The organism is Streptobacillus notomytis (assembly GCF_001902585.1).
Lineage (GTDB): Bacteria > Fusobacteriota > Fusobacteriia > Fusobacteriales > Leptotrichiaceae > Streptobacillus > Streptobacillus notomytis.
In genome coordinates this window covers 41,423-68,216 of the sequence record NZ_LKKV01000123.1, presented here as the reverse complement: position 1 = coordinate 68,216, position 26,794 = coordinate 41,423, and the positions used below count along the sequence as shown (strand labels likewise).

At 26.3% G+C, this 26,794-nt stretch carries 21 protein-coding genes; all 21 read left to right on the top strand.

Annotated features, from left to right (window positions below; translation table 11 throughout):
• Window positions 1-8 precede the first annotated feature (8 nt).
• The 21 genes from ruvB (at window position 9) to aspS (ending at window position 26,759) form a co-directional block, all read left to right on the top strand.
• Window positions 9-1,013: a Holliday junction branch migration DNA helicase RuvB gene (gene ruvB, locus BUE91_RS06465; RefSeq protein WP_066900246.1), complete on the top strand. Its 1,005-nt coding sequence runs from the start codon at window positions 9-11 to the stop codon at window positions 1,011-1,013.
• A gap of 1 nt (window position 1,014) precedes the next feature.
• Complete coding sequence (locus BUE91_RS06460) at window positions 1,015-1,716, top strand: RsmE family RNA methyltransferase (RefSeq protein WP_066900248.1); 702 nt, start codon at window positions 1,015-1,017, stop codon at window positions 1,714-1,716.
• Window positions 1,717-1,729: 13 nt separating this feature from the next.
• Window positions 1,730-2,704: a LytR C-terminal domain-containing protein gene (locus tag BUE91_RS06455; RefSeq protein WP_073508334.1), complete on the top strand. Its 975-nt coding sequence runs from the start codon at window positions 1,730-1,732 to the stop codon at window positions 2,702-2,704.
• 8 nt (window positions 2,705-2,712) lie between these two features.
• On the top strand, window positions 2,713-3,018 hold the full coding sequence (gene rsfS, locus BUE91_RS06450; protein WP_066900252.1) for a ribosome silencing factor: 306 nt from the start codon (window positions 2,713-2,715) through the stop codon (window positions 3,016-3,018).
• Window positions 3,019-3,023: 5 nt separating this feature from the next.
• Entirely contained in the window at window positions 3,024-4,901 is a 1,878-nt protein-coding gene (mrdA, locus tag BUE91_RS06445) for a penicillin-binding protein 2 (RefSeq protein ID WP_073508333.1), read from the top strand.
• Window positions 4,901-5,596 (top strand): 16S rRNA (guanine(527)-N(7))-methyltransferase RsmG, encoded by a 696-nt coding sequence (rsmG, locus tag BUE91_RS06440; protein ID WP_073508332.1) that lies wholly within the window; start codon window positions 4,901-4,903, stop codon window positions 5,594-5,596. The genes mrdA and rsmG overlap by 1 nt, the downstream gene beginning before the upstream one ends.
• A gap of 16 nt (window positions 5,597-5,612) precedes the next feature.
• Window positions 5,613-10,592: a translocation/assembly module TamB domain-containing protein gene (locus tag BUE91_RS06435; protein ID WP_073508331.1), complete on the top strand. Its 4,980-nt coding sequence runs from the start codon at window positions 5,613-5,615 to the stop codon at window positions 10,590-10,592.
• 57 nt (window positions 10,593-10,649) lie between these two features.
• On the top strand, window positions 10,650-12,842 hold the full coding sequence (locus BUE91_RS06430; protein ID WP_073508330.1) for a BamA/OMP85 family outer membrane protein: 2,193 nt from the start codon (window positions 10,650-10,652) through the stop codon (window positions 12,840-12,842).
• Between the two features lie 52 nt (window positions 12,843-12,894).
• Window positions 12,895-13,452, top strand: coding sequence for a hypothetical protein (locus BUE91_RS06425; protein ID WP_073508329.1), 558 nt, complete (start codon window positions 12,895-12,897; stop codon window positions 13,450-13,452).
• A complete protein-coding gene (locus BUE91_RS06420) occupies window positions 13,453-14,376 on the top strand; it encodes an Hsp33 family molecular chaperone HslO (protein WP_073508328.1) in 924 nt (307 codons plus the stop codon).
• Window positions 14,377-14,390: 14 nt separating this feature from the next.
• The gene (locus tag BUE91_RS06415) at window positions 14,391-14,864 is read left to right on the top strand and encodes an STAS domain-containing protein (RefSeq protein ID WP_066900266.1); all 474 of its coding nucleotides are present in this window, start codon (window positions 14,391-14,393) and stop codon (window positions 14,862-14,864) included.
• Window positions 14,864-15,763, top strand: coding sequence for a D-alanine--D-alanine ligase (locus tag BUE91_RS06410; protein WP_066900268.1), 900 nt, complete (start codon window positions 14,864-14,866; stop codon window positions 15,761-15,763). Before BUE91_RS06415 ends, BUE91_RS06410 begins: the two co-directional genes overlap by 1 nt.
• Window positions 15,763-16,476: a zinc metalloprotease gene (locus BUE91_RS06405; RefSeq protein WP_073508327.1), complete on the top strand. Its 714-nt coding sequence runs from the start codon at window positions 15,763-15,765 to the stop codon at window positions 16,474-16,476. The genes BUE91_RS06410 and BUE91_RS06405 overlap by 1 nt, the downstream gene beginning before the upstream one ends.
• Window positions 16,473-17,051 (top strand): IMPACT family protein, encoded by a 579-nt coding sequence (locus BUE91_RS06400; protein WP_073508326.1) that lies wholly within the window; start codon window positions 16,473-16,475, stop codon window positions 17,049-17,051. Before BUE91_RS06405 ends, BUE91_RS06400 begins: the two co-directional genes overlap by 4 nt.
• A gap of 13 nt (window positions 17,052-17,064) precedes the next feature.
• Window positions 17,065-18,381, top strand: a complete 1,317-nt coding sequence (gene der, locus BUE91_RS06395) for a ribosome biogenesis GTPase Der (RefSeq protein WP_066900274.1) — start codon at window positions 17,065-17,067, stop codon at window positions 18,379-18,381.
• Window positions 18,382-18,536: 155 nt separating this feature from the next.
• Window positions 18,537-20,711: a hypothetical protein gene (locus tag BUE91_RS06390; RefSeq protein ID WP_073508325.1), complete on the top strand. Its 2,175-nt coding sequence runs from the start codon at window positions 18,537-18,539 to the stop codon at window positions 20,709-20,711.
• Between the two features lie 10 nt (window positions 20,712-20,721).
• Window positions 20,722-22,512 carry an endonuclease/exonuclease/phosphatase family protein gene (locus BUE91_RS06385; protein WP_073508324.1) on the top strand — a complete coding sequence of 597 codons (1,791 nt, stop codon included), beginning with the start codon at window positions 20,722-20,724 and terminating at the stop codon, window positions 22,510-22,512.
• 140 nt (window positions 22,513-22,652) lie between these two features.
• The gene (gene sufU / locus BUE91_RS06380) at window positions 22,653-23,081 is read left to right on the top strand and encodes a Fe-S cluster assembly sulfur transfer protein SufU (RefSeq protein ID WP_073508323.1); all 429 of its coding nucleotides are present in this window, start codon (window positions 22,653-22,655) and stop codon (window positions 23,079-23,081) included.
• A 9-nt stretch (window positions 23,082-23,090) separates the two neighbouring features.
• Entirely contained in the window at window positions 23,091-23,762 is a 672-nt protein-coding gene (locus tag BUE91_RS06375; RefSeq protein ID WP_073508322.1) for a dTMP kinase, read from the top strand.
• Window positions 23,759-25,003: a histidine--tRNA ligase gene (gene hisS / locus BUE91_RS06370; protein ID WP_073508321.1), complete on the top strand. Its 1,245-nt coding sequence runs from the start codon at window positions 23,759-23,761 to the stop codon at window positions 25,001-25,003. The genes BUE91_RS06375 and hisS overlap by 4 nt, the downstream gene beginning before the upstream one ends.
• A complete protein-coding gene (aspS, locus tag BUE91_RS06365; protein WP_073508320.1) occupies window positions 24,996-26,759 on the top strand; it encodes an aspartate--tRNA ligase in 1,764 nt (587 codons plus the stop codon). Before hisS ends, aspS begins: the two co-directional genes overlap by 8 nt.
• Window positions 26,760-26,794: the final 35 nt, after the last annotated feature.

Below are 26,794 nucleotides of genomic sequence, written 5' to 3'. Positions count from 1 at the left end.
AGGTTATTTTGGATAATAGATTTGTTGATTTAAATGAGATATTAGAAGATTATGAAATAAGTAGTGAAATAAACTCTTTAAGACCACAGTTATTTAAAGACTATATAGGTCAGGAGGATTTAAAGGAAACACTAGGTATATCTATAAAAGCAGCTAAGATTAGACAAGAAGCACTGGACCATATATTATTATTTGGACCACCGGGACTTGGTAAAACAACTATGGCAACTGTTATTGCAAATGAAATGGGGACTAATATTAAAATAACATCTGGACCTGTGCTTGAGAAGGCTGGAGATTTAGTATCTATACTTACAACACTTGAAGATGGAGATGTTCTGTTTATAGATGAAATACATAGATTAAGTACTAATATTGAAGAAATACTTTACTCTGCCATGGAAGATTTTAAAGTAGATATTATGTTAGGTAAAGGTCATGGTGCTACAAGTTATAGAGTAGAACTAAAAAAATTTACATTAATAGGGGCAACTACTATGGCTGGTAAGCTTTCTAAACCTTTTAAGGATAGATTTGGAATACAGCATAGAATGAATTTTTATACTACAGAAGAACTTATGAAGATAATTTTAAGATCTGCAAATATTTTAGGTGTAGAATGTAAGGAAAATTCATTAAGAGATATAGCACTTAGAAGTAGAGGAACTCCAAGGCTTGCTAACAGGGTATTAAAAAGATCAAGAGATTACGCTACTGTAAATAGTAATGGAGTAATTAATGATGAAATAATGAAAGAGGTAATTAGAATATTAAAGGTAGATGATAGAGGACTAGATGAAATGGATAGAAATTTATTAAGATCTATAATAGTTAATTATTCTGGTGGGCCTGTTGGAGTTGAGACTCTTGCTACTCATTTAGGTGAAGATAGAAAAACTATAGAAGAAGTTTATGAACCGTATTTAATACAGTTAGGATTATTAAAAATAAGTTTAAGAGGTAGAGAAGTTACAGATTTAGCTTATGCTCATATGGGACTTGAAAAGAGGTAATATGTTAACTGTTATAGCTGATAAGGTTATGGGTAATGTAGTTGAAATCACTGAAACTACAGAGATAAATCATATTAAAAATGTATTTAGATTAAAAGAAAATGATGAGGTTAGGGTAATAGATTTTGAATATGAGTATAAGGGAATAATTAAAGAAATTAATAAGAAAAATATATTAATTGATATTTTTGATAAAAAAGACGATATTTATTCTTTATCTTTTAATTTAGATGTAGCAATAGGTTTATTGAAAAATGAAAAAATGAAATTATTAATACAGAAATTAACAGAGTTAGGTATTAGGAATATTATTCCATTAAAAACTGAAAGAGTAGTAGTTAAAATTAATGAAAAAAAAGAAAAATGGGATGTAGTAGTTAAAGAAAGCATGAAGCAATGCAGAGCTATTAAAAAAACTAATGTAGAAATACTTAATGAAATTAAAAGGATAAAATATGAAAACTATGATAAAATAATATATGCTTATGAAAGTAGTGATTCATCATTTAATTTAAAGGAAATATTAAAAAAAGAAGATAGTAATATCTTGTTAATTATAGGTCCTGAGGGTGGATTCTCTTTAGATGAAGTAAAATATTTAAAATCTATAGGTGCAATAGAAATTAGTTTAGGTAAAAGGATATTAAGGGCAGAAACAGCAGCTATAGTTCTTGCTGGAAGTATAATAAATATAAAAGAGTAAAAGGAAGGTAGAAATGAAAAAGAAATTAACAGTACTTTTAATGTTATTAGCAATGGTTTCTTGTGGGACTAAAACAAGTGGAGAAATTGAAGGAAATAAGGTAGTTAAAGTAGATAATTCTTATTACTTACACTATGATGATACAGTAATTAAATTAAATGATGATACATACATTACTAAAGATAAAAAAGTTTCAGACTATTTTAAAGGATCATTTTTTAGCAATGAAGAAGATGACTTTTTAGTAGATTTAAAAAAATATTTCCCACATGGATTTAATGGTATAGAAAAAGGTAAAGCTCCAGAAGAGTTTACGGAAATACCTTTAATGTCATTAGGAGATAAAAAAATTATAGATGCTTTAGCTCTGTCTTTAGATTTATCAAGTAAAAATCCAGAATTATTAATTGTTAAAGATGAGACTAAAGATGAAGAAGTTAAAGAAGAGATTAAAGAAGAAGTGGATTTAACAGGTAAAAAAGTTGCAATATTAAATGCAAATGGTATAGATGGTTATGCAAGAAGATTAGGAGAAAGTTTAAAAACAACTTTAGGAGTAGAATTTTTATCAGAAAATTATGGTAAATTTGAAGAATTTAGTTATATAGTTAACCATAAATTAGATTCTAAGGAATTAGATAAGTTAATTGATACATTAAATATTAAATTTATTAAAGTTAAAAATAATTCTAAGCTAAAATCAGGACATGATGTAGTTATAATCACAGGTAATGATTCTAAGGTTAAATATAATGTTGAAGTATTATCAAAAGGTGGATTAAAAGATGTAGAAAATGCACTTAAAGGATATAGTGTTACTACAAAAATGGAAACTAAGTATAATAATGAGAATATTAAAGATGATACTATTATAATGCATAATCCAGAAGATATATTTATAGCTAAAAAAATATTAAAGTTATTACCTAATTCAATGTTAAAAGAGGATGCTAGTTTAAGTAATAAATTAATAATAACAACTAAATAAGGAGATTTATGGAAGAAATAGTAAAGTTAGTAGTAGATATAATAGAAGATAAAAAGGGTATGGACATTAAAGTTTATAATTTAAAAGGTAAATCACCATTTTTTGATTATTCTATACTTTGTACAGGAACTTCAACTAGAAATGTTGATGCTATAGTACAAGAACTAAAAAAAACTATGCCAATAGTTAAAGGAATAGAAGGGCAAGAAGAAGCAAATTGGGTATTAATAGATGGTGGAGATGTAATAGTTAGTGTATTCACTAAAGATGCTAGAGAATACTACAAATTAGATGAATTTTATGAAAGTGTTTAAGAATAATGAGAATATTAGATATAGAAGATAAGAGTAAAAGATCTCCATCTTTTCTATTTATAGTATTTCTAATATTTTTTGGATTAGTTTTAAGATTATATAACCTACAAATAACTAATAGTGAACTTTATAAAAATAGGGCAGAGAGAAATAGTTTAAGGACTAATACTATTAAACCAGCTAGAGGAAAAATTTATGATAAAAATGGAGAATTACTGGTAAGTAATACTACTGGTTATCACTTAATACATAAAGAAAGTCATAATATATCTAATGGTGAATTAAGAATTTTAAAAGAGGTATTTAATAAAACTGATGATGAGAGAAAAGAAATATTTTCAAAATTAAGTAAAAAATCTTCTGAAAAGTTAAAAGAAATATATTTAGATACATTAGATATGATGAAATTAACTAATATGGAATATGAGGATATTGTTAATAAGTTTTATAAAGTATTGCCCTCAGGATTTGATAAAGTAATAATTATTGATGAAGATCTAGATTCAAAAAGTGCCTTAATTGGAGTAGAAAAAATAACTAATCCACATATAGATATTTTAGAATATGATAAAAGATATTATCACAAACATGAAATAGCTTCTCATGTTATAGGTAATGTTAAACTTATAAGTGAAAAAGAATACGAAGAATTAAAAGATAAGGGCTTTGAAAAAGATGATCTTGTAGGTAAAGATGGAATTGAGAAAACATATAATGTGGAACTTAAAGGGAAATCTGGTAAAGAATTTGTTGAAGTAGATGCAAGAGGAAATGTCTTAAATAAACTTGATGAAGAAACAACTATAGCAGGTAAAAATCTTTATCTTTCTATAGAATATGAATTACAAAAATATATGACAGAAAAATTTAAAGGTAAAGTAGGAACTTTTATAGCCATAGATGTTAAAACAGGTAAGATAATTACATATGTAAGTTATCCTGAAATAGATTTAAATAAACTAAGTTCAAGGATAAGTAAAAAAGATTGGGAAAAGCTTTTAAGTTCTAGTAAAAAACCATTATTAAATAGAGGTATAGCTGGATTATTCCCACCAGGATCTACAGCTAAAGTAGTTAGTGGATTAGCTATACTTGAAGATGGAATATCACCAGATGAAACTATGTATTCTACTGGAGAATTTACTTATGGTAGAGTTACTTTTAGGGATTCAAATAGAAAAGGACATGGTATTACTAATTTCTATAAGGCTATAGCTGAATCTGTAAATACATATTTTTATCAAAATATTTTAAGAATAGATAGAGATAAATATTTTGAAATAGCAAAAGATTTTGGTATAGGAGAATTAACTGAGGTAGATCTTCCAGGAGAAATGGCAGGAGTTCTTCCAACTCCTGAATGGAAAAAAAAGAGATTTAGGGCAGAGGCATCTAAAAAATGGTTGCCAGGAGATTTAATCAATATGTCTATAGGTCAGGGATATATGCTTATGACACCTTTACAGGTATTAATGATGTATCAAGCAATAGCAAATGATGGAGTTATGGTTAAACCAACTTTTGTAGAATATTTTGAAAATTTAGATGGTGTAAAAGAAAGAAAAGATGTAGAAATATTAAGGAAGTTAAATATTAAAGATGAGAATATAAGGTATATACAAAAAGCTTTAAGAATGACTGTTACTGACGGAACAGCTAAGCTATTTAAAGATCTTCCTGTAGAAGTTTCAGCAAAAACTGGAACAGCACAAAATAGAAAAGATTCACAACATCATTCTTGGATGGCAGGATACTTCCCTAGTGATAAACCTGAAATAGCATTTGTTGCCTTAGTTGAAGAGGGTGGATATGGTGCTGTTGAAGCAGGTGGAAGAACACATGAATTCATCTCTAAATATTATGAATTAAAAGGAGAAAATTAATGAAAGAATATTTTGTTAATCTCTTAAAATTGTCTGATATAGATATATATGAAGAAAAAATTGATAAATTAATAATATATCTTGAAATGCTTATACAAAAGAATAAGGTTATGAATTTAACTGCTATAAGAGATAGTAAAGATATGATAGAAAAACATTTTATAGATGCCTTATTACTTACTAAGGTAATAGGAGATGAAGAAAATACTTTAGTAGATTTAGGAACAGGTGCTGGATTTCCAGGACTTGTTCTTGCTATATACTATCCTGAAAAAAATTTCCTATTAGTTGATTCAGTTAAGAAAAAAATTGCTTTTTTAGATGAAGTTATAGAAAAACTTCAATTAAAAAATGTTAAAACTAGTAGTGAAAGGGCAGAGGAGATTATAAAAAAATATAGGGAAAAATTTGATGTAGCCTTGTGTAGAGGTGTTGCAAATTTAAGAATAATACTTGAGTATATGATACCTTTTGTTAAAAGTGGTGGAAGATTTCTTCCACAAAAACTGAATTTAAATGAGGTAGAAGAATCAAGTAATGCATTAAAATTATTGCATTCAAGTATTGATGCTATACATAGATTTAATCTTCCTGTTAGTAAGGATGAGAGGATAATACTTGAAATTAGGAAAAATAGTAAAACAAGTTTAGAGTATCCAAGAGCAACAGGAATTCCAAGCAAAAAACCATTATAACAAAGGAGGTCTGAATATGAAAATAGTAAAAAGAAGCTTATCTTTTATACTTCCGATATCTCTTGTAATAGCAGGAGCTAAAGTATATATAAATTCTGAAGTTTTTAAAGGGCATTTAAAACTATTATTAAACAATGTTTTTGAAATAAAAGTAGATTATTCAGATCTTAAATTATATGGTTTTTCAAATTTAGAAATAAAGAATTTAAGGCTAAGGACACAAGATGGAATAGAAGTAATTGCAGCAGATTTAGTTAGAGCAAAAATAAATCTATTTACACCGACTAGAATATCTGATGTTGAATTAATAAAAGGTAGGATAGTATTTGAAAGAGGTTTAAATGGTATAAATTTAAGAAAAATACTTCCAGCTTCTAATACAACAGATTATAGGAGATTATCATCAACAAATAGGGTGAGATTTAAAGATGTTTCATTAAAATATATAGATAAATCTTTTGGATCAGTTATAGAAAAAGAATTCAAGGATGTTAATGGATATTTAATAAGTATTCTTCAAACTAGTCTTGATTTAGTAGCATATGCTAAAACTGATAATAAGGAAAAATTTGGAATTAATATTAAACTAGATTCAGATCAAAGAAGAAATATTTTTGATTTATTTTCTATAAAAAAATATGATGATTATTATAAAGAAAAGATAAAACTTAAATTTGATTTTGACAATGTCGGTTTAACCAAAAAACTATTTCAGTATGTACCAATTAGTAATATAGCTTCTGTACATAGTGGTAAGGTTAATGGTAGTTTACTTATAAAAGAAAATGATGATGAAAATTTTGAATTTTATGGCAATTTACTTATTAACAATGCTGATGTTTGGTATAGGGAATATAATGGTATAGTAAAAAATGTGAATGCTAATGTTAAATTTAATAAATATGATATAGATTTAGATGGAAAAGGTAAAATTGATGATGGTAATATAGATTTAGGTATTAGATTTAATATTAATAATAATAGATTAAATGTTAAAACTAGTATAGATAACGTATATTATTCTACATTAAGAAAATACTCACTAGTTAATAATATAGGCTTAGATGGAAAATCAGATAAAGTAAAGGTAGATATAGATTTAGGATTAAGAATTAAAGAAGATGATTTTGATATAGAGAAATTTAATGGTAAAGTTAATACTAAATATTTAAATGTTTTTGATAGTGATATTAATAATTTTAACTTACATTTTAAATTAAAAGAAAAAAATGTAATTAATATTAAGACTCAAAATATGGCTTTTAATAAAAATGTTAATGAAAACTTAAATATTAAGGCATTATTAAATGCAAACTTTAATTTGAATGTTAAAAATATTTCTGGTAGTGGAAACTTTGCCATAGATAATAAAAGTAAATTTGTTAACCTAGGTAGAATTAATGGAAGTGTAGAAGTAAAAGAAAACAAAGATATATTAGTTAACTTTAATGAAAAGAAGATATTTGGTAATATGAAATATCTTAATGAAAAAAAAGAAGTTAAATTAAATGTTAATAATAGAGCAGCAGTTAATGTAAAATACATGGAAAATGATGTAAATATTAAACCTAAGATTAATAATTTGACTTATTCACTTAAAAAAAATGATTTTATTTACGGAGCCTTAGATATACAAGCAAGATCTAATGACGGTAAATATTTTAATGATGTTAATGCAAAATTAAATATTAATAAGAGTAGATATAATGTTGACGCTTTTGCAAGAATTGATGATGGGAATATAAGGGTTAAGGGTAATAGTTATAAAAAAATGAAATATGATTATACTTTAACAGCAAATAATTTTGACATGGTTAAATATCTAAAAAAAATAGGTGTTAATAATTTAAGTGAACTTGATGGTAATAAAGAAAGTTTCACAGCAAAAATTTCAGTTCATAATAGTAATGATAAAGTAAAATTATCCTTAGATTTAAATAATCCTGTAAATATTAAATTTAGGGATAGATTATTAGGAATTAAACCTGAATTAAAAGATTTGGTATATAACTTTAAAGATGGAATTGTTGAATCAGGAGCTATGAATCTTGGAGTTATAGGTGATGGAAATATATTTGATAATATTACAACTGGTATTAGTGTTAATAATGGTAATTTAGATATAAGTTCAATAGTTAGTGTTAAAGACGGTAAATTAGTTTTTAATGGTAAGACTAATAAAGATTTAATACATTCATATGATATCAAGGGAGAAAAAATAGATATTTTTGAAATAGGTAAACTATTTGGATATATAGATAAAGACGTCAAAGAAAGTATGAAGATTAATTTTGAAACTAAGGTTAGTGGTAATATAGATGATATTAAAGGAGATATATATATTACAAGCCCCTATGGTGGATATATAGCCGAATATGAAAACCTTGTATTAAAGGGTAAGATAAATAATTTAAAAGAAATAGATTTAGATCTTGATTTATCTGTTGATGAGTTATGGATTAAATATCAAAGATTTGTTGATATCAAATCTAAGGTTAAGATTAGAAAAGAAGATATATTCGTAGAAGAATTTGGGAATGATAATCTTAAACTTAAGGCTAAATATAATTTAAAGACTAGAAATGTTAATTTAGAATCTAATTTAAATGCATATAATATTTATTCTACTTTTGGACCAGATATAGATTTATTGGTTAATAATATGAAATTTAATGTTTATGGAAATTTAGATAATTTAAATGGTAATATATCTATTGATAAATCTCCTGTAATGTTAAATAAAAAGAAAATATCTGATTTTGTTATGAATGGTAATATAGTTAATAATAAGATTAATTTAGATAGGATGAAAATTAGAGATAATAATATAAGTGGATATTTCGATATTAAGAATAAGAATTATGATATAAATATTAAACTTAAAGAAAATAATATAGAAGAATTAGTTGATATTCATGATTTGAAACTTAATGTAGACTCTAATTTAAATATTAAGGGTAATCTTGATAAGACAGATATTACAGGTAATTTAGATATATATAATTTAAGCTATAAGGAATACAGAATACCTAAGGTGTTTTTAGATATTAATCATAAAGATACTAGTATTTTTAATATTATGAAAACAGGAGTTCTTAATATTAATAATTTTGAGATTAAAGATAAAGAAAATAAAGAGGTATTTAAATTTAAAGATAGCTTTGATTTAGCTAATTTAGATGTAGATTATAACATTCAAAATAAAGAAATAGATTTAGGGAAAATAAGTTTATTAAATCATGAGACATATAAAGGTAAATTAATACTTGATTTAATACTTAGACATAATAAAGAGGAAACTTTAGTTTCATTAAATGTTAAAAGTGATGAGCTATTATTAAATAGCTTAAAAGTAACAGATGTATATTTTGATATACAGGGAAATGATAAAGTTATGAATATTTCTGGGGCTTACTTAGAATATGAAAATAACCCATTTTTATTAGATGGTTATGCAAGTTATATGTTAGATGACTATAATTTCAATCTATTAGCTAATGATTTTAACTTAAAATTCTTAGAAATTAGTGATAAAATTAAAAAATCTAGTGGTATAGCTAATCTTAATTTATCATTAAAGAAGAATTTAGTTCAGGGTAAAATTGATATGAATAATTTTTCGCTTGAAACTTTTGATGATATAGCTAATTTAAATAAAATTAATGCCAATATAGATTTAAAAAATAAGACTATTAGTATTAATGATTTAAGTGGTAATGCAAATGGTGGAAACTTCAGTGTACTAGGAAAGTTTGATCTTCCTGAAATATCTGATGATTTTTTAACGTCTAAAAAAATTAAAACAGGATCTATAGAAGTTGACACAAAAATAGATAATGTAAATCTTAAATATGCAGGAAATAATTTAAGGATTACGAGTGATATAAATATAGAGAATAATAAGATATTTGGTAATGTTATACTAAATAATGGGAATATAGTTAATATTTCTCCATTTTTAAGTAGTAGCAGAAAGTCTAAAAATAAATTAACTAATGTTAATGATTACTTTACTGAACTTAAAAATCAAATTATTAAAAATATAATAAACCAACATATTTTAGATGTATCCCTTGAAACTGAGAAAGATATTAATATTAACATACCTTCAGTAGTAGGTTTGGTTAAAGATGTTAAAGGAAATGCTTTTGGTAATGCAAGGGTTCTATTTGATAGATCTAATTTATCAATTTATTCAGATTTAAGTGTTAATAAAGGTGAATTTGTTTTAAATGGACATATATTTAAGGTAGAAGATGCTGTAGTTAAGTTTATAGGTAATCTTGATCCTATTATAGAATTTAAAGCAAGTACTCATGTAGGTGAGGATGTAATAAGTATAAAAATAACAGGATCGCTTAATAATAGAACTATAGAATTAAGTTCTGAACAAGGTAAGGATACTAATGAAATTTTAGGTATTATAGCCCTTAATGAAGAAGGTGGATTATTAGACGTAGATAAAATTAAAACTACAAATATTGTAGGTAAGGCTCTATCATCAGCTTTAAATAATTTACTATTTTCAACATTTACTAATAAGGTTAGTTCAACATTGGGTATAAATGATTTTAAAATCAAAGCAAACTTTGATTCTAAAAATAATTTAGAGTTTAAGGATATCATAAATAATACAACAACAACTTTTTATATTAACAATCAATTTTTTAATTTAAATAATCTTTATTGGAATGCAGAACTTACAGTTCCATTTGATTTAAAGATTGATAGAATAAAAAATGAATTGAAATATAATTTATGGTTAAATTACTTCTTGAAAAAAGGAATATCAGCTACAGCGGGTATAAAAAATCCTATAGATGTTACAAATAATAAGGCTAGAACTGCAACATTTTATACAGGGTTACAATATGATAATAGGTATGGAACCTTTATAGAAATTATTGATGATCTTTCAAGTTTATTCAAAAAGAAGAAGTATCTTAAAAACGAAGGAAAGAAAGAAAACGTAGTTGATAAGGAGACTAATAAGTAGAAAAAAATAATAATTTATGGTATAATTATAGACGGATAATAAATAGGAGGATATTCTATGAAGAATAAAATATTAATTTCACTTTTATCTCTTGGAACGGCTTTAATGGCGGCACCAAAAATAAATAATATAGAAATTAGCAATTTGAAAAATTTAACTGAAAAGATGGTAAGAGATTTATTACCAGTTAAAGAAGGAACAGAATATACTAATAAACATTTAAGTGATATATATCTAGCTCTAGTTAGGACAGGATTTATACAAAATGTAAATATTTATCCTACAAAAGATGGAGAAGATATAAAATTAAAAATAGTGGTAGATGAAGTTCCTAATGCAGATAAAATAGTTCAAAATATGAAGGAAATAGAAGAATTAAAAAGAAAAACTGAATTTAAAATTGGAGAAATAATAGTTAAAGGTACAAGTCATGATATACAACCTTTAATAGATAAAACAGGTCTGAAAAAAGGAGAATATTTTACTCCATATGACGGAAAATTATTAGAAAACTTGATATTATCATCAGGATATTTTGGTTCAACTGAAATAAGAGTTTTTAGAACTTCTGATGAAAAAGTTATAGATATAGAAGTAAATGTATTAGAAAATCCAACAATTAAATCTGTTAGTATTAAAGGTTCAAGTATATTGACTGAAGAACAATTAAAAGATATTTCAGGATTAAAAGTAGGAGATATATTAAATGGAAGATTACTTACTTTAGAAGAATCTCCAATAATTAAAGTTTATTCTGAAAATGGATTTTTATGGGTAGGATTTAAAGATATAACAGTTACAAAAGATGGAGATGTTACCATAGAATTACTTGAAGGTAAGATTAAAGATATTGTTTATGAGAAAAAAGGTAGTGTAAAAGAAAATGAAAGAATTAGTGAAAAAGACTATAGATTAAAGACACAACCACATATTTTTCAAAGAAATACTTATGTTAAAAAAGGTGAAATATTAAATCAAAAAGAACTAGAACTTACATTAAGAGAGTTATTTAGAACAGGATTATTCTCATCACTTTCACATGAATTAATTAAAAGTTCAGATAATCCTGAAGAATTAGTTTTAAAAATTGTAGTTACTGAAAGACCAACTACAGGTATAAGTGCAAATATTTCTTATTCAACAGAAGACAGTTTATCAGGTTCATTAAAGTTAGAAGATACTAACTTCTTAGGTGGAGAACAAACATTTTCATTAATAGGTGAGGCAGGTGTTAAAGGAAACTATAACTTCTCATTTAATTTTAAGGATCCATGGATAAAAGGGACAAATAGATTACTCGCTGGAGGAACAATATACTTTAAAAAGACTTCTGTTAAAGTTAAGGATTTAAGTGGATATGAAAATGGAAAAGATGACGAAACTATTAAAAAACATTTGGCAGAACCTACAGATAAGGCATATACATTTGGTATTAATGGTCAATTAGGTAAAGGATTAACTAAAGATCTTTATCTTTCTGTGTCGCCTAGATTATTAAATGTTTATGCTAAAAATAAAGGATCAGATGTAAATTCTCAAGTATATCAAGATTATACATTACTTGCAATAGGTTCAGATTTAATTTATGATACTAGAGATGATAGAAATACTCCTAAAAAAGGATTTTATGCAGATCTATACTTTGAGGGAGGATATATAGTTAGGGATAAATCTTTAATCGCCGAAAGACAAAATGATGGAACTATTAAATTTAAAGAAAAAAGTGGGGGTACTTCAAATTCAGGATCTGGAGCTTCTAGTTCTTCATCAGGAGGAACATCAACAGCTTCAAAAGAATATGAGACTAAAAAGCCTAGACCATATTTTACAACATCACTTGATTTAAGAGCTTTCCATAGGGTATATAAGGATAAAAACTCTATGGCATATAGATTACTTGCAAGCTATTCACATGCTAACACTCCAGATGGGCAATTAATCACTGTAGGAGATGGTGTAACTCTTAGAGGATTACAAGCCCCTATAACAGGTAATAAATATGCGGTTACATTTACTGCTGAAAATAGAACGTATATTAATGATTATGTACAGGCAGTAGTATTTTATGATGCAGGTATAGCAGAACTTGCTAAGAATGGTAATAAACTTAAATTTATGAATAGTATAGGTATAGGTGCAAGAGTAAATACACCTATAGGAGTTATAAGACTTGATTATGCATGGAACTTAGAAAGAACTGGGCAAAAATCTAAAGGTAAATTTAATTTTGGATTTGGACAAACATTCTAAATAAATGGACTAGTGGTACTAGTCCTCTTGTTATTTAAAAAGTGAGGATGAAATGAAAAGGTTTTTAGTATTTTTATGGTTATTTTTGTTAATCGTATCATGTACTTCAAAAAGTGAGAAAGTTGTTGGACAATTTATGAAGGATTTTAAGGAGTTTAATATTGAAGGAACTAAAAAATATGTATCTAATCCTGAATTGATAGATAGTTTAAATCTTAGCTTTAAAAATGAATCTCAAATAATCTTTTTTAATGCATTATTTGAAAATCTTAAATATGAAGTACAAAATAAGACAAAAAGAGAAGATGGGAGTGAAGTTGTAAATGTTAAAATATCTAATATAGATGTTAGAAAGACATTTGAATTAGCATATAAACAAATTTTTAAAAAGACTTTTCTTGGTGAGAGCGATGTTAAAATTAAAGATGAGTTTGTAGAATTAATGACTTCAAAAAATATACCAAAGCTTATAATAATTAGTCAATTTTTAATGGTTAATGATACAGGAAATAGAAAAATACTTTTAAGAAAAGAAAATATAGATGATATATTAGGGAGGTATTTTACTACTTTAAATGGTATAAATTTAAATACACAACAAGGAGAATAAATGTTATTAAGAGGAATAAGTAAAAGTACAAAATTTGTAATAATAGATAGCACTGAGTTAGTAAAAGAAGTAATAAATAAAACCTCTCTTGATGTTCTTTACTCAAAGGATATATCAAAACTTACAACTATGGGTGCAATACTTGCTCAAAGTATTAAATCAAATAATACTAAGATGTCTTTATCACTAAGAAGTGAAGGAGCATTAAAAAATTTCATAGTTAAATCTACTATAAATTCAAATGTTGCAGTTAAGGTAGATATAGATAAAGAAAAACATGTTAAGTTATTAAATGCAATAAATACTAACAATCAAGAAGAAGTTAAAATGCTTTATGATCTTAGTGGAGCTAAATTACAAATAATGGTTGACTATGGACTTAAAACCCCGTATTCTTCAGTGTTTTTAGTTAAGGATAATTTATTAGAATTATCACTTAATGAATATTATGAAATGTCAGAACAGACAAAAACTATATTAATCTGTTCTACTAAATATGATGAAAATTTAAATGTAGAAAAAGCTTCAGGTTTAATGATACAATTACTTCCTGGTGGTGATGAGAATGTAATGTCATGGCTTGCTGGTAAGCTTGAAAGATTATTAAATATTACAGATATGCTGAAAAATAATTTTAGTTTAGAAAGAATAGCTCATTTAATATTTGAAAATGATGAAGAAATTTTTGCTAATGAGAGAATATATAAAGGTTTGCCATATGATAAGTTACCTATGATAGAGGATATTGAAATATTAAATGTAAGTGATATTAAATATGAATGTGATTGTAGCAGGGAATACATGAAAAGAGCTTTAGATATTTCAATTTCTGATGAAAGCAAGGAAGAATTATTAAAAGAGGATGGATTTATAGAAATAGAATGTAGTTTTTGTGGTAAAAAATATAGATTTGAAGAAATTTAAAAGGGGTAGATACTATGGATAATTTTCTATATGCAAAATTAAATGATGAGTATATATTTAAGATTTGTGGTAGGGCAACTATGAAAAATTCAAAGATATTCTCAGACTTTGTAGATGATAAAATAAATGAAGCCCAAGGTATTTCTTTTGATATGTCTGAGACTACATACATGGATTCTACCTTTTTAGGTTTAGTGGCTAAATACTCTATAGATGTTAAAATGAGTAAAGGGAAAAATTTAGTTATACTAAATCCTAGTGAAGAATCATACACATTTTTGAAACAAACAGGTATTATTAAATTTGTTGATTTAATAACTAAAGAAGATTTAAATATAGATATGAATATATCTGGAAGTGATTTTTCAGATATGAATGAAAAAAGTAAATATATATTGGAAATGCATGAAATATTAATGAAATTAAATGAAGAAAATGAAAAAGTGTTTAAACCAGTGGTTGATGCTATGAAAAAGGTGATAAAATAATGAGGATAGGTGTAATTTATGGGGGTATTTCTACTGAAATAGATGTATCTAGAAATACAGGTAAAGAAATAATTGCTAATTTAGATAAAGAAAAATATGAAGTAGTAGAAATAGAAATATTAAAAAAAGAAGATATATTTAAAATTGTAGATTTAAATCTTGATTTTGCATATATAGCTTTACATGGAGAATTTGGTGAAAGTGGAGATGTTCAGGCTATACTTGAAACAGCTGGAATAAAATATTCTGGTAGTGGAATACTTTCAAGTGCTATATGTATGGATAAGGATATAACAAAGATATTAGTTAAAAATTCTGGTGTAAGAGTAATAAATGGAAAATGTATTAAAAAGGGAGAAGTAGTTAAATTTTCTGAATTAAATTTAGGAGAAAAGGTAATACTTAAACCTAATCGTGGAGGTTCTAGTATAGGAATATATTTTGCAACTAATGATGAAGAGTTAGAATATGGTATAGGTAAAATATTTGAACTAGGAGAAGAAGAAGTATTAATAGAAGAAATGAAAGTAGGGATAGAAATTTCAGTTCCTATTATAGCTGGAAAAGTTTTCCCTACTATATTAATAGAACCATTAAAAGATACTTTCTTTGATTATACATCAAAATATGAAAATGGTGGAGCAAAAGAATATGTATATTTTTTTGAAGAAAATTTACAAAATGAAATAAATGATTTTACTATTAGGGCATATAAGGCAGTAAAATGTAAAGGGTTTGCTAGAATAGACTATATTTTAGTGGGTAATAAGGCATATTTCTTAGAAGTAAATACTCTTCCTGGAATGACTAAAAATTCTCTACTTCCTAAATCAACCTTATATATGGGTTATTCTTATTCTGAAACTTTAGATTTATTAATAAAGGAGTCTATGAAATAATGATGGGGAAAAGAGAAAAATTAAATCTAAAAATATTTTTAATTATTTTAGCTATATATTTAATGGCTTGTATATACATTAAGATAGATTATAGAATAGAATATTTAGTGGCATTTATAATAGTAAATACAATTAGAAAATCTTTTAAAGCTAGGGCGGCATTTAAATCAGGTGATGTTACTATGATGTTTGAGGGTAAAATGGGATTTAACCCTATAAATCACATAGGTGTTATGGATATGTTAATACTAAGTGCTTTAATATTATTTAGATCCCCTATAATATTTGGTCAAGGTAGAAATCTTGATATAAAGTATAGATTATTTAAAGATTATAGAAAAGGTATGTTAAAAGTTGGATTTGCTTCTATATTTTCAACATTTTTAGTAGTTTTAGTAACAGGTATATTATTTAAATATAGGATTATAATATTTTCATTTATAGGTAACTTTGAATATCTATTTTTTAATTTAATTACTTTACTTAGGTCTACATATATAGTAGCTTCATCTATATTGTTATTTAATATCTTACCATTACCAGGATTTGATATGTTTGATATAGTATATTCATATGCTGATGATGATTTGAGAATGATATTATTTAATATGAATAAATATAGCTTTATATTCCTAATACTAATGATATATATAATATTAAATACTAGAGTATTTTCTGCAATAATGTTTGATTTATTAAGGCTTGTACAATGAATACAGTAGCCAAAGAAACTGTTATAGAGTTTATAGAAAAGAAATCAAAATTTATAGGATATATTAAACCTGTAACAACTGTAAAAGAAGCGGAGGAATATATACATAGAATAAGTGAGAAAAATTTTTATGCAACTCATAATGTTTATGTATATAGGGTAGTTGAAAATAATCAAGAATATTTTAAATTTAATGATAATGGAGAACCTGTTAATACTGCTGGTAAACCAATGGCAGAGATAATACTTAGATTAGGTGTTTCTAATTTGGTTATAGTGGTAACTAGATATTTTGGTGGAATTAAACTAGGAGCAGGGGGATTAATAAGAAATTATGCAAAAACTGCAAAACTTGCAATAAATGATGCAGGTATAGTAGAATATATATCTAAAAAAAATATTTTAATTGACTTTGATTATTCAAAATCAACAGAGGTTGAAACAAAACTTGAGAAAAATGGAATTGAAATATTAGATAAGATGTATAATGAAAGAATAATTATGAAATTAAATGTTTCCGAAGAAGAATTAGATAAAATTAAGGAAATACAAGGAATAATTTTAATAGAAACGTGAAAGGAGAGTAAATTTGATAGTAGCAATAGTTGGAAGACCTAATGTTGGTAAATCTACACTTTTTAATAAATTAATTGGTGATAGATTATCTATAGTTAAAGATGAAATTGGTGTTACAAGAGATAGACTATATAGAGAAACTGAATGGTCTGGTAAGAAATTTCTATTAGTTGATACTGGAGGACTTGAACCACGTAGTAATGATTTTATGATGAATAAGATTAAAGATCAGGCAAGAGTTGCTATAGATGAAGCAGACTCTATAATATTTCTAGTTGATGGTAAGGCTGGGATTACATCAATAGATGAGGATATAGCCAAAATACTTAGAAAAGAAGACAAAAAAGTAATAGTTGCAGTTAATAAGATAGATAATTATGTTAAAGATAAGGATGCTATGTATGAATTTTATGGATTAGGATTTGAAGATGTAGTACCAATATCAGCTGAACATAAAGTTAATTTAGGGGATTTATTAGATTTAGCTGTAGAAAAATTTCCTGTGGTTAATAAAGAGGAAGAAACAGGATTAGCTATAGCAGTTCTTGGAAGACCTAATGCAGGTAAATCATCTTTTGTTAATAAAATACTTAATAAGGAAAGATCTATAGTTAGTGATATTGCTGGAACTACGAGAGATTCTATAGATTCAAGCTTTAACTATAACGGAGAAAGATATACTATAATAGATACAGCTGGTATAAGAAGAAAGTCTAAGGTTGAAGATGATATAGAATATTATTCAGTTTTAAGAGCTGTTAAAGCTATACAAAGGGCTAATGTTTGTGTCCTTATGTTGGATGCAACAGAATTATTAACAGAACAAGATAAAAGAATTGCAGGATTAATATTTGAGGAGAAAAAACCATTAATTATTGCAATTAATAAATGGGATTTAATAGAGAAGAATAATAAGACAGTTAAGGAATTTGTTGATCTTGTTAGAGCAGATATGCCTTTTTTAGATTATGCACCTGTAGTGACAATTTCAGCTCTTACTGGAAAAAGAACTATAAATATTATAGATCAAGTTAAAATGATTAATGAAGAATATAATAAGAAGATATCTACTGGTCTTTTAAATCAGATATTAGAAGAAATGATAGCTAAAAATCCTGTTCCTACTAGAAAGGGTAGAGCTGTTAAAATAAATTATGGGACTCAAATTGGTGTAGCACCACCAAGATTTGTGTTTTTCTCTAATAATCCAGATTTAATACATTTTTCATACAAAAGGTATATAGAAAATAATTTAAGGGAATATTTTGGATTTGAAGGTTCTCCTATAGAGATAATATTTAATAAAAAAAATACAGGATATGGAGAGTAATATGAAGCTTAACAATTTGTTGAGCTTTTTAATTTGCCAAAATCAAGAAAACTACATTTACAACAAACTAAATTTGTAAAAATACAATGAATGTATTGACAATTTATATTTTTTTAGGGTATAAATTAATTATATGGTTTGGAAGGAGATAGATTATGAATAAAATGGCTTTTGGTTTGTTAGCAATTACTTCGATTGCGTCCTTTTCGGGTACAACAGGAAATTTTGAAACAGGTGGGTCTGTTAAGTTTGGAAAAGGGATAGATACTAGTATAGATGAAAAGGCAAAACTAGGAATTTATTTAGATTCAAATAAAAATTTATATGGTTTCACTCATCTTGAGGCAAGCAGAGAAAAAATTTTAGAAAATAACTCAAAGATTAAGCGTTTTATAGGATTTAGTTATCAGAAAAAATTAGGAGATAAGACAGATATAGGGTTTTATGGAGCATATAAAAATCTTGTTATGTTAGATTATAAAAAAGATGAGAGCTTTAAGGATGAACTAACAAAACACTTATCTATTAAGAATAAGTATAGAGATGATTTTAATTTTTTTCAAAAAACTGATGCTTTAAATAGAATAGGGTATGAAAGTGAAACTGATAAAAACATTATATTAGGTATTTATGGGAATACTCGTATTAAAAGAACTGATATATATCTTTCTGGAAGCTATATAAGTAATAATTTTAAAAAAGAAACAAATAGACTTTATGCTTACCTTGAAACTAATACTATATATAACCTAGGATTTTTCAACACTAAACTTATATATGATGTAGATGGTGAAGAAAAAGATAAATCAAAGATATTACATAAAAATAGTAAAACTGATGATAAAATAAATATAGCTAAAAATGGTGGAGCAATTAATTTAGATTTTAAATTTTCTAGTTCGAGGATTTTACAAGATACTTTTTTCTACAACCAAGCTAAGCTTGATTTAAAATCTGGGATTAAAGCAACAGAAAAAGGAGAAAGATTTTTAGAATTTGAACAAAAAAACTACTTTAAATACACAGGAATTAAAAACCTTACAACAGTTGGGAAATTAGATTATGAATTAAAACATTCGGTGTATATAGATAAAGGTAGAACGACATCTAAAAGTACTAAAAAAAGCTCATCTAAAGATTCTTCTAATAGTGATGAATTAGTAACAGAAAATAAGCATACAGTTAGAGTTACAGGTAATGCAGACTATAACACAGATAAGTATAGAGTGTTTGGAGAATTTTCTACTTCCAATAGTATTTCTATAGGAAAAACTAAATTTGTAAATTATACTTATGATTTAAAAAGTATATTAGAGTACAATGTTTCTGATAACCTAAAATTAACAGCAGATGGTAGTTACAGAACGTTTGTCTCTTCTTTTTTTGACAATAGTGATGCAACTTTAAGATTAGGATATAAGTCTAGTGGAAGAAATGGACGTCTAATTTATGATAGTAAGAGTGATGTAAGTTATAGAATGTTTGGATTTTCTAAAAATGATATAACTAATTCAATATTTTCTTTAAGTGAAAATAAGCTTACATATTTAAATAGAGGATTTAAAGTAGAGGCTAATTTAAACTTTGCTTCAGAGTATGAAATGGTTGCTAAAGAAGAAAAAAATACTAGTGGTAAGAAAAAGGTTTCATCAGAAGTTGTGCCTGCTACTAAAGTTGCAGCCAAAGCAGCAAAACCCAAAACATCTAAACCAAAAGCTGGTAGTGGCGTAACAATTACTGAAACAAACAACTTACTACTATTCGTAAATCCTGGATTTAAAATGTCATATAAAAGGGGTAGGGTGTACTTTGGAACAGATATACAGTTTGCATATTCAAGAGATGAATTTTATGATAATAAATCTAATAAATATGGGTTGATAAATAAAAATGAGTTTAGATATGATGTTAAAGAAAATATTACATTACTTACAGGTATTGATTTAGATTATAGGGAAAATAAGATATCATTTGATCATATGAAACACTTTACAGACTATGTAGATAATTTAGGATTTAATCAATTTAAGTTCTATAAATATAGAATTAAAGAAGATGAAAGTACTAATGGTAAAAAGAGCAGTAGTGGCAATAATGGAACTGTTAAGTATGAATATAATGATGCTAAGAAGTTTGAAATAGAAGATGAACCACAAAAAGATAGAGAAATTAAGGCTAAGGTTAGTTTAGGTTCAGAAATTAAATTGGTTGAAAATAGGTTAAGTATTAAACCAGAAACATCATTTACTTATGTTTATTCAAATGGAAATTCTGCAGCTGAACATAAATACATAGGTGGATTTGGATTAAATATTTCATATAATTGGTAGGAGAGATAAAATGAAAAAAATATTATTATCATTTGTTGCAATAATGAGTTTTGTATATGCAGAAAGTATTTCTGAAATACAAGGTAGAGGATTACAGTCGCCACTTTTAAATAGAAGGGTAAGTAATGTAGAGGGTATAGTAACATATAAAGTAAATGATAGATACAATAAGGGTATGTACATACAAAGTGAAAAACCAGATCAAGATCCTAATACTTCTGAGGGAATTTATGTGGAATATAAAGGGGTGGATAAAATTTCTGTGGGAGATTTAGTTTCTGTTTCAGGGAAGGTTGGAGAAAAGCAATTTGCTAGATTTGACAAAACTAAATTAACAGTTACTATAATATATGCAAATGATTTAGAAGTTTTAGATGTTAATTTAAAACCCATGATAACTGAAATATATGGTAATGAAATACCAACTAATGTTGCAGATGATGATGTTTTAAACATTGATAGAACTGCTTCTGCTATGGATTTTTATGAATCTTTAGAAGGTATGGTTGTAAGAATTAAAGATCCATATATAACAGGGCATAAGGAAGAATATGGAGATATTTATGTAATACCTAAACTTTCAAGAGATAAGGCAGTACTTACAGAAAATGGTGGAGTATTGTATGATAAATATGGTAATGAAAAAAATCATGTTTTAAATGTTAGTGCAACTAGAAGTGCTTATTGGAAGAATAAACATTTCATAAGAGAATTTACGCCAAATCCTGGTGATAAATTTAAGGGAGATATAGTTGGAATATTAACTAATGATAACTACAATTCTATTAAAATATTGCCTATAGAGGAATTACCTCCTATTGATGATATAGGTGCAAAACCAGAAGTTTTAGAATTTGAATATAGAGATGATATGATTAATATTTCATCATATAACGTTGAAAACTATGCTCATGTTGTAAATCCTGAAAGAACACCATTATTTGCAAAACAAGTTAAGGATAAATTAAAGACTCCAGATATAATTACGCTTATAGAGGTTGGAGATGATGATGGTCCAACTACGAGTAATGTAGTAAGTTCAGAAAAAAATGGACAGGCAATGATAGAAGCTATAAAATATGAAACTGATGTAGATTATGGATATTTAGCGGTTGATCCAGAATATGGAAAAGACGGGGGGATGCCTTCTATGAATATACGTAACGCTATATTATACAGAAAAGATAAACTTAAATTAGTTGAAAGAAATCAAGGAAATTCTTATGAAAACACTAAAGTATTATTAGAAAATGGAAAAGCAAAATTAACATACAATCCAGGAAGAATAGGACTTGATAGTGATGCCTTTATTGCAACAAGAAAACCTTTAGTTGCTCTATTTGAAATGGATGGAAAACATATATATGTTATAGGTGTTCATTTAAGTTCAAAAAGAGGAGATGACCCTATATATGGACCACAACAACCACCTATAAGAAGATCAGAGGGTAATAGACATAAACAAGCTAAGTATATAAATGCGTTTGTAAAAGAAATATTATCTAAGGATAAAGAAGCTACTGTAGTTGTAATGGGAGATATTAATGATTATGATTTCTCAGTAACATCTGCTAATATTAGAGGAAATGAACTTATAGATGTTATGGGAGAACTTGCACCAAATAAGAGATATTCATACGTTTATGAGGGTATGTCTCAAGTACTTGATAACATATTTATAAACAAAAAATATAAAGGGGAAGTAAATGTTGATGTAATAAGAGTAAATCCAGAATTTACTAGATCACAAGGAGCATTTAGTGACCATGATCCTGTATTTATACAATTTAAACTAAAGTAAAATTAATATATAGAACTCAGAGTAATCTGAGTTTTTTTATTATTTAAAAATAATTGTATATAATTTAGAAAAAATCAACTCTTTTGTAGAAAAAATAACATAAATGTGTTAAAATAAAATAAAAGATTTGAGGAGCAGGTATGAGCTTAGAAAAATTGTATCAATTAACAATAATGGAATATAATAAAAGAGATGACTTAAAAGGTGAAATAGAGAATGCAACTGATGTTGAAAGAGGTCATAATCCATCTTGTGGTGATGATTTTTCTATAGTTTTAAAAGTTGAAAAAGAAAGGATAGTAAATGCTTCTTTTTTAGGTAGTGGTTGTGCCATTTCTACAGCCTCTGCTGCTATGCTCGTTGAATTGATTAAATATGAATATGTTAGTAAGGCTAAGGAAATACTAGATGTATTCTTTAAGGTTATGAAAGGTGAGAATGTAAGTGATACTGAAAAGGACATATTAGGAGAGGCTAAACTTTTAGAAATAACTAAGGATATGCCTGCTAGGATAAAATGTTCAACACTTGCTTGGCATAGTCTCAAGGTTATGTTAGAAAAATACTAGGAGATAGATATGGGAAAATTAATAATAATTGAAGGAACTGATGGAAGTGGTAAGCAAACACAAACACAGAAACTATATAATAGATTAGTTGATAATGGAATTAAGGTAAAAAAAATATCATTTCCTAACTATGAATCTAATGCTTCTGCCTTAGTAAAAATGTATTTATCAGGAGAATTTGGTTCTAAACCTACAGATGTTAATGCATACACTGCCTCAACATTTTTTGGCATAGATAGATATGCATCATATAAGATGGATTGGGAGAAAGACTATTTATCAGGGAGTATAATAATTAGTGATAGGTATACAGGATCTAATATGATACATCATGGTTCAAAAATAGATGATATTAAAGAAAAGGAAGAATATTTGAAATGGTTAGAAGATTTAGAATTTAATAAATTTTGCATACCAAAACCTAATATAACTATATTTTTAAATGTTCCTATAGAATATACATTTAATCTTATGGAAAATAGGAATAATAAATTTACTGGAGATAGTAAAAAAGATATACATGAAAGTGATAGAGAATATTTAAAAAAATCATACTATAATGCTTTAAATATAGCAAAAGAAAAAGGTTGGAGAATAATAAATTGTGTAGTTGATAATAAGATGTTGACTATTGAAGATATACACGAGTTAATATATAGTGAAATAAAGGAGATTTTATGAAATTTGAAACTTTAAGGGGAATGAAAGATATATTTTCACAAGATGCCCAAAAGTACAATTTTATTGTAAATACAGCTAAAAAAATTTTTGATAAATATGGATATATGAATATTATTACTCCAATACTTGAAGAAACAGAACTTTTTAAAAGAGCTGTTGGAGATGAAACGGATGTTGTTTCAAAAGAAATGTATACTTTTATGGATAAGGGAGATAGAAGTGTAACTATGCGTCCTGAGGGTACAGCAGGAGTAGTAAGAGCGTATTTAAATGCTGGATTTCATAAAAGTAATCCTAATGTAAAATGGTATTATTATGGTCCTATGTATAGATATGAGGCACCACAAAAGGGTAGGTATAGAGAATTTCATCAATTTGGTGTTGAATCATTTGGTATAAGAAGTCCCTTTTTAGATGCTGAATTAATAATTATGGCATGTGAATTTTTAAATAATTTGGGTATTAATGATTTAGTGGTTGAGTTAAATTCACTTGGTTCTGTAGATTCAAGAATTGTATATATAAAAGAGCTAAAAAAATATCTGTTGAATAATATAGATAAATTAAGTGATGATTCAAAAATAAGGGCAGAAAAGAATCCATTAAGAGTATTTGATTCAAAAGATGAAGGAGATCAGAAGGTTTTAATAAATGCTCCTAAATTACATGATTTCTTTGATGAAGAAAGTAAAGCGTTTTTTGAGGAATTAAAAGATAATCTAGATAAATTTAATATTAAATACATTGTAAATCCAGCACTTGTTAGAGGTCTTGATTATTATTCTGATACAGTATTTGAAATTAAATCAAATAAACTTGGTTCACAATCTACTGTTCTTGGTGGTGGAAGATATGATAAATTAACAGAAATTTTAGCTGAAGTTAAAGTTCCAGCAGTAGGTTTTGCAGCAGGTATTGAAAGATTATCGATGATAATGGATGAATCATTGTTATTAAAAGAAAATGATAAAGTATTTATAGCATATTTTGAAGAAACTAAAAAATATTTATTTGATGTTATTAAAAAGTTTAGAGAAAATGATATTAATATAGAATTTGAATATAGTGTTAAAAGTTTTTCAGCACAAATGAAAAAGGCTAATAAAGTTGGTGCAAATCATGTATTAATATTAGGAGAAAATGAATTAAATTCTGGGAAAATAACTTTCAAGGATTTCAGAACAGGAAATCAGGAAGAAATAACTATAGATGAAATAGTAGAAAGGATAAAGCATGTATAGAAGTCATAAGTTAAATGAGTTAAGAATAGAAAATATTAATGAAAATGTAATTTTATCTGGTTGGGTTGATAAAATAAGAGATTTAGGACATTTTACTTTTATAGACTTAAGAGATAGATATGGGATTACACAAATATTAATTAATGATAAATCTCCTACCAATTTACAAGAATTAGTGAAAAAACTAAAAAATGAGTTTGTAATACAGGTTAAAGGTAAAGTACTTGAAAGAAGCTCAAAAAATATGAATATTGAAACAGGAGAAATAGAAGTATTGGCAGATGAGATAATAATATTATCTTCATCTAAACAATTACCTTTTGAAATAAATGAAAATAATGTAAATGAGAATTTAAGATTAACATATAGATATTTAGATATTAGAAGAAGAAAAGTTTTAGAAAACATTAAAAAAAGAAATAAGATGCTATTTTCTATTAGAGAGTTTATGAATAATGAAGGATTTTTAGATGTAGATACTCCAATACTTGGTAAGGCAACACCAGAGGGGGCAAGAGATTTCATAGTTCCAAGTAGAATACAAAAAGGAGATTTTTATGCACTTCCTCAATCTCCACAATTATTCAAACAAACATTAATGGTTGCTGGAATAGATAAGTATTACCAGATTGCTAAATGTTTTAGAGATGAAGATTTAAGGTCAGATAGACAGCCTGAATTTACACAACTTGATTTAGAAATGTCATTTATACATCAAGAAGATATATTAAATTTAGTTGAAAGATTAGCTAAAAAAGTGTTTACAGATGTTACTGGTGAAGTTGAAGATAAGCCATTTGAAAGAATTAGCTATGATTATGCAATGAATAATTATGGTTCAGATAAACCAGATTTAAGATTTGATATGAAGATACAAGATATATCAGACATTGTAAATAATAAGGGATTTTCAGTATTTGACACCGCTATATCAAATGGTGGTAGTGTAAGAGCTATAGTAAGTGAAGATAGAGATTTTTCAAGAAAAAAAATTAAAGATTTAGAAGATTTTGTTAAAGTATATTATAAGGCAAAGGGTCTTGCATATATAAAAAAACTTGAAGATGGTAGTATAAATTCACCTATAACTAAATTCTTTGATGAAGAAACACTTAATGCGTTAATTAAAAAATTGGATTTAAAGAATAATGAAATAGCTTTTATACTTGCAGATAAAAATAAGGTAGTATTAGACGGACTTGGGGCTTTAAGACTAAAACTTGGAGAAGAGTTAGGATTAATAGATAAAGATAAATTTAAATTTGTTTGGGTATTAGATTTCCCTATGTTTGAATATTCAGAAGAGGAAGGAAGATATCAAGCAGCACATCATCCTTTTACTTCAATTAAAAAAGATCATATTAAATATTTAGATACTAAAGAATATGATAAAATATTATCAGAATCATATGATTTAGTATTAAATGGATATGAAATTGGGGGAGGATCTATTAGAATACATGATTCTAGTTTACAATCTAAGGTATTTGATGAATTAGGACTTTCTAAAGAAGAACAATTAGATAAGTTTGGATTTTTCTTAGAAACATTAAGTTATGGAGTACCACCACATGGTGGACTTGCTTTTGGACTTGATAGATGGTTAATGGCAATGTTAAAAGAAAATTCTATAAAGGAAGTAATACCTTTTCCTAAGACTAATAAAGGTCAAGATTTATTAACAGGAGCACCATCAGATGTAGATTATAATCAACTTGAAAATGATTTAAAGCTTAAAAAGATATGTATAGAATAAAACTGGGTAAAATCCAGTTTTATTGTTGTTGAAAG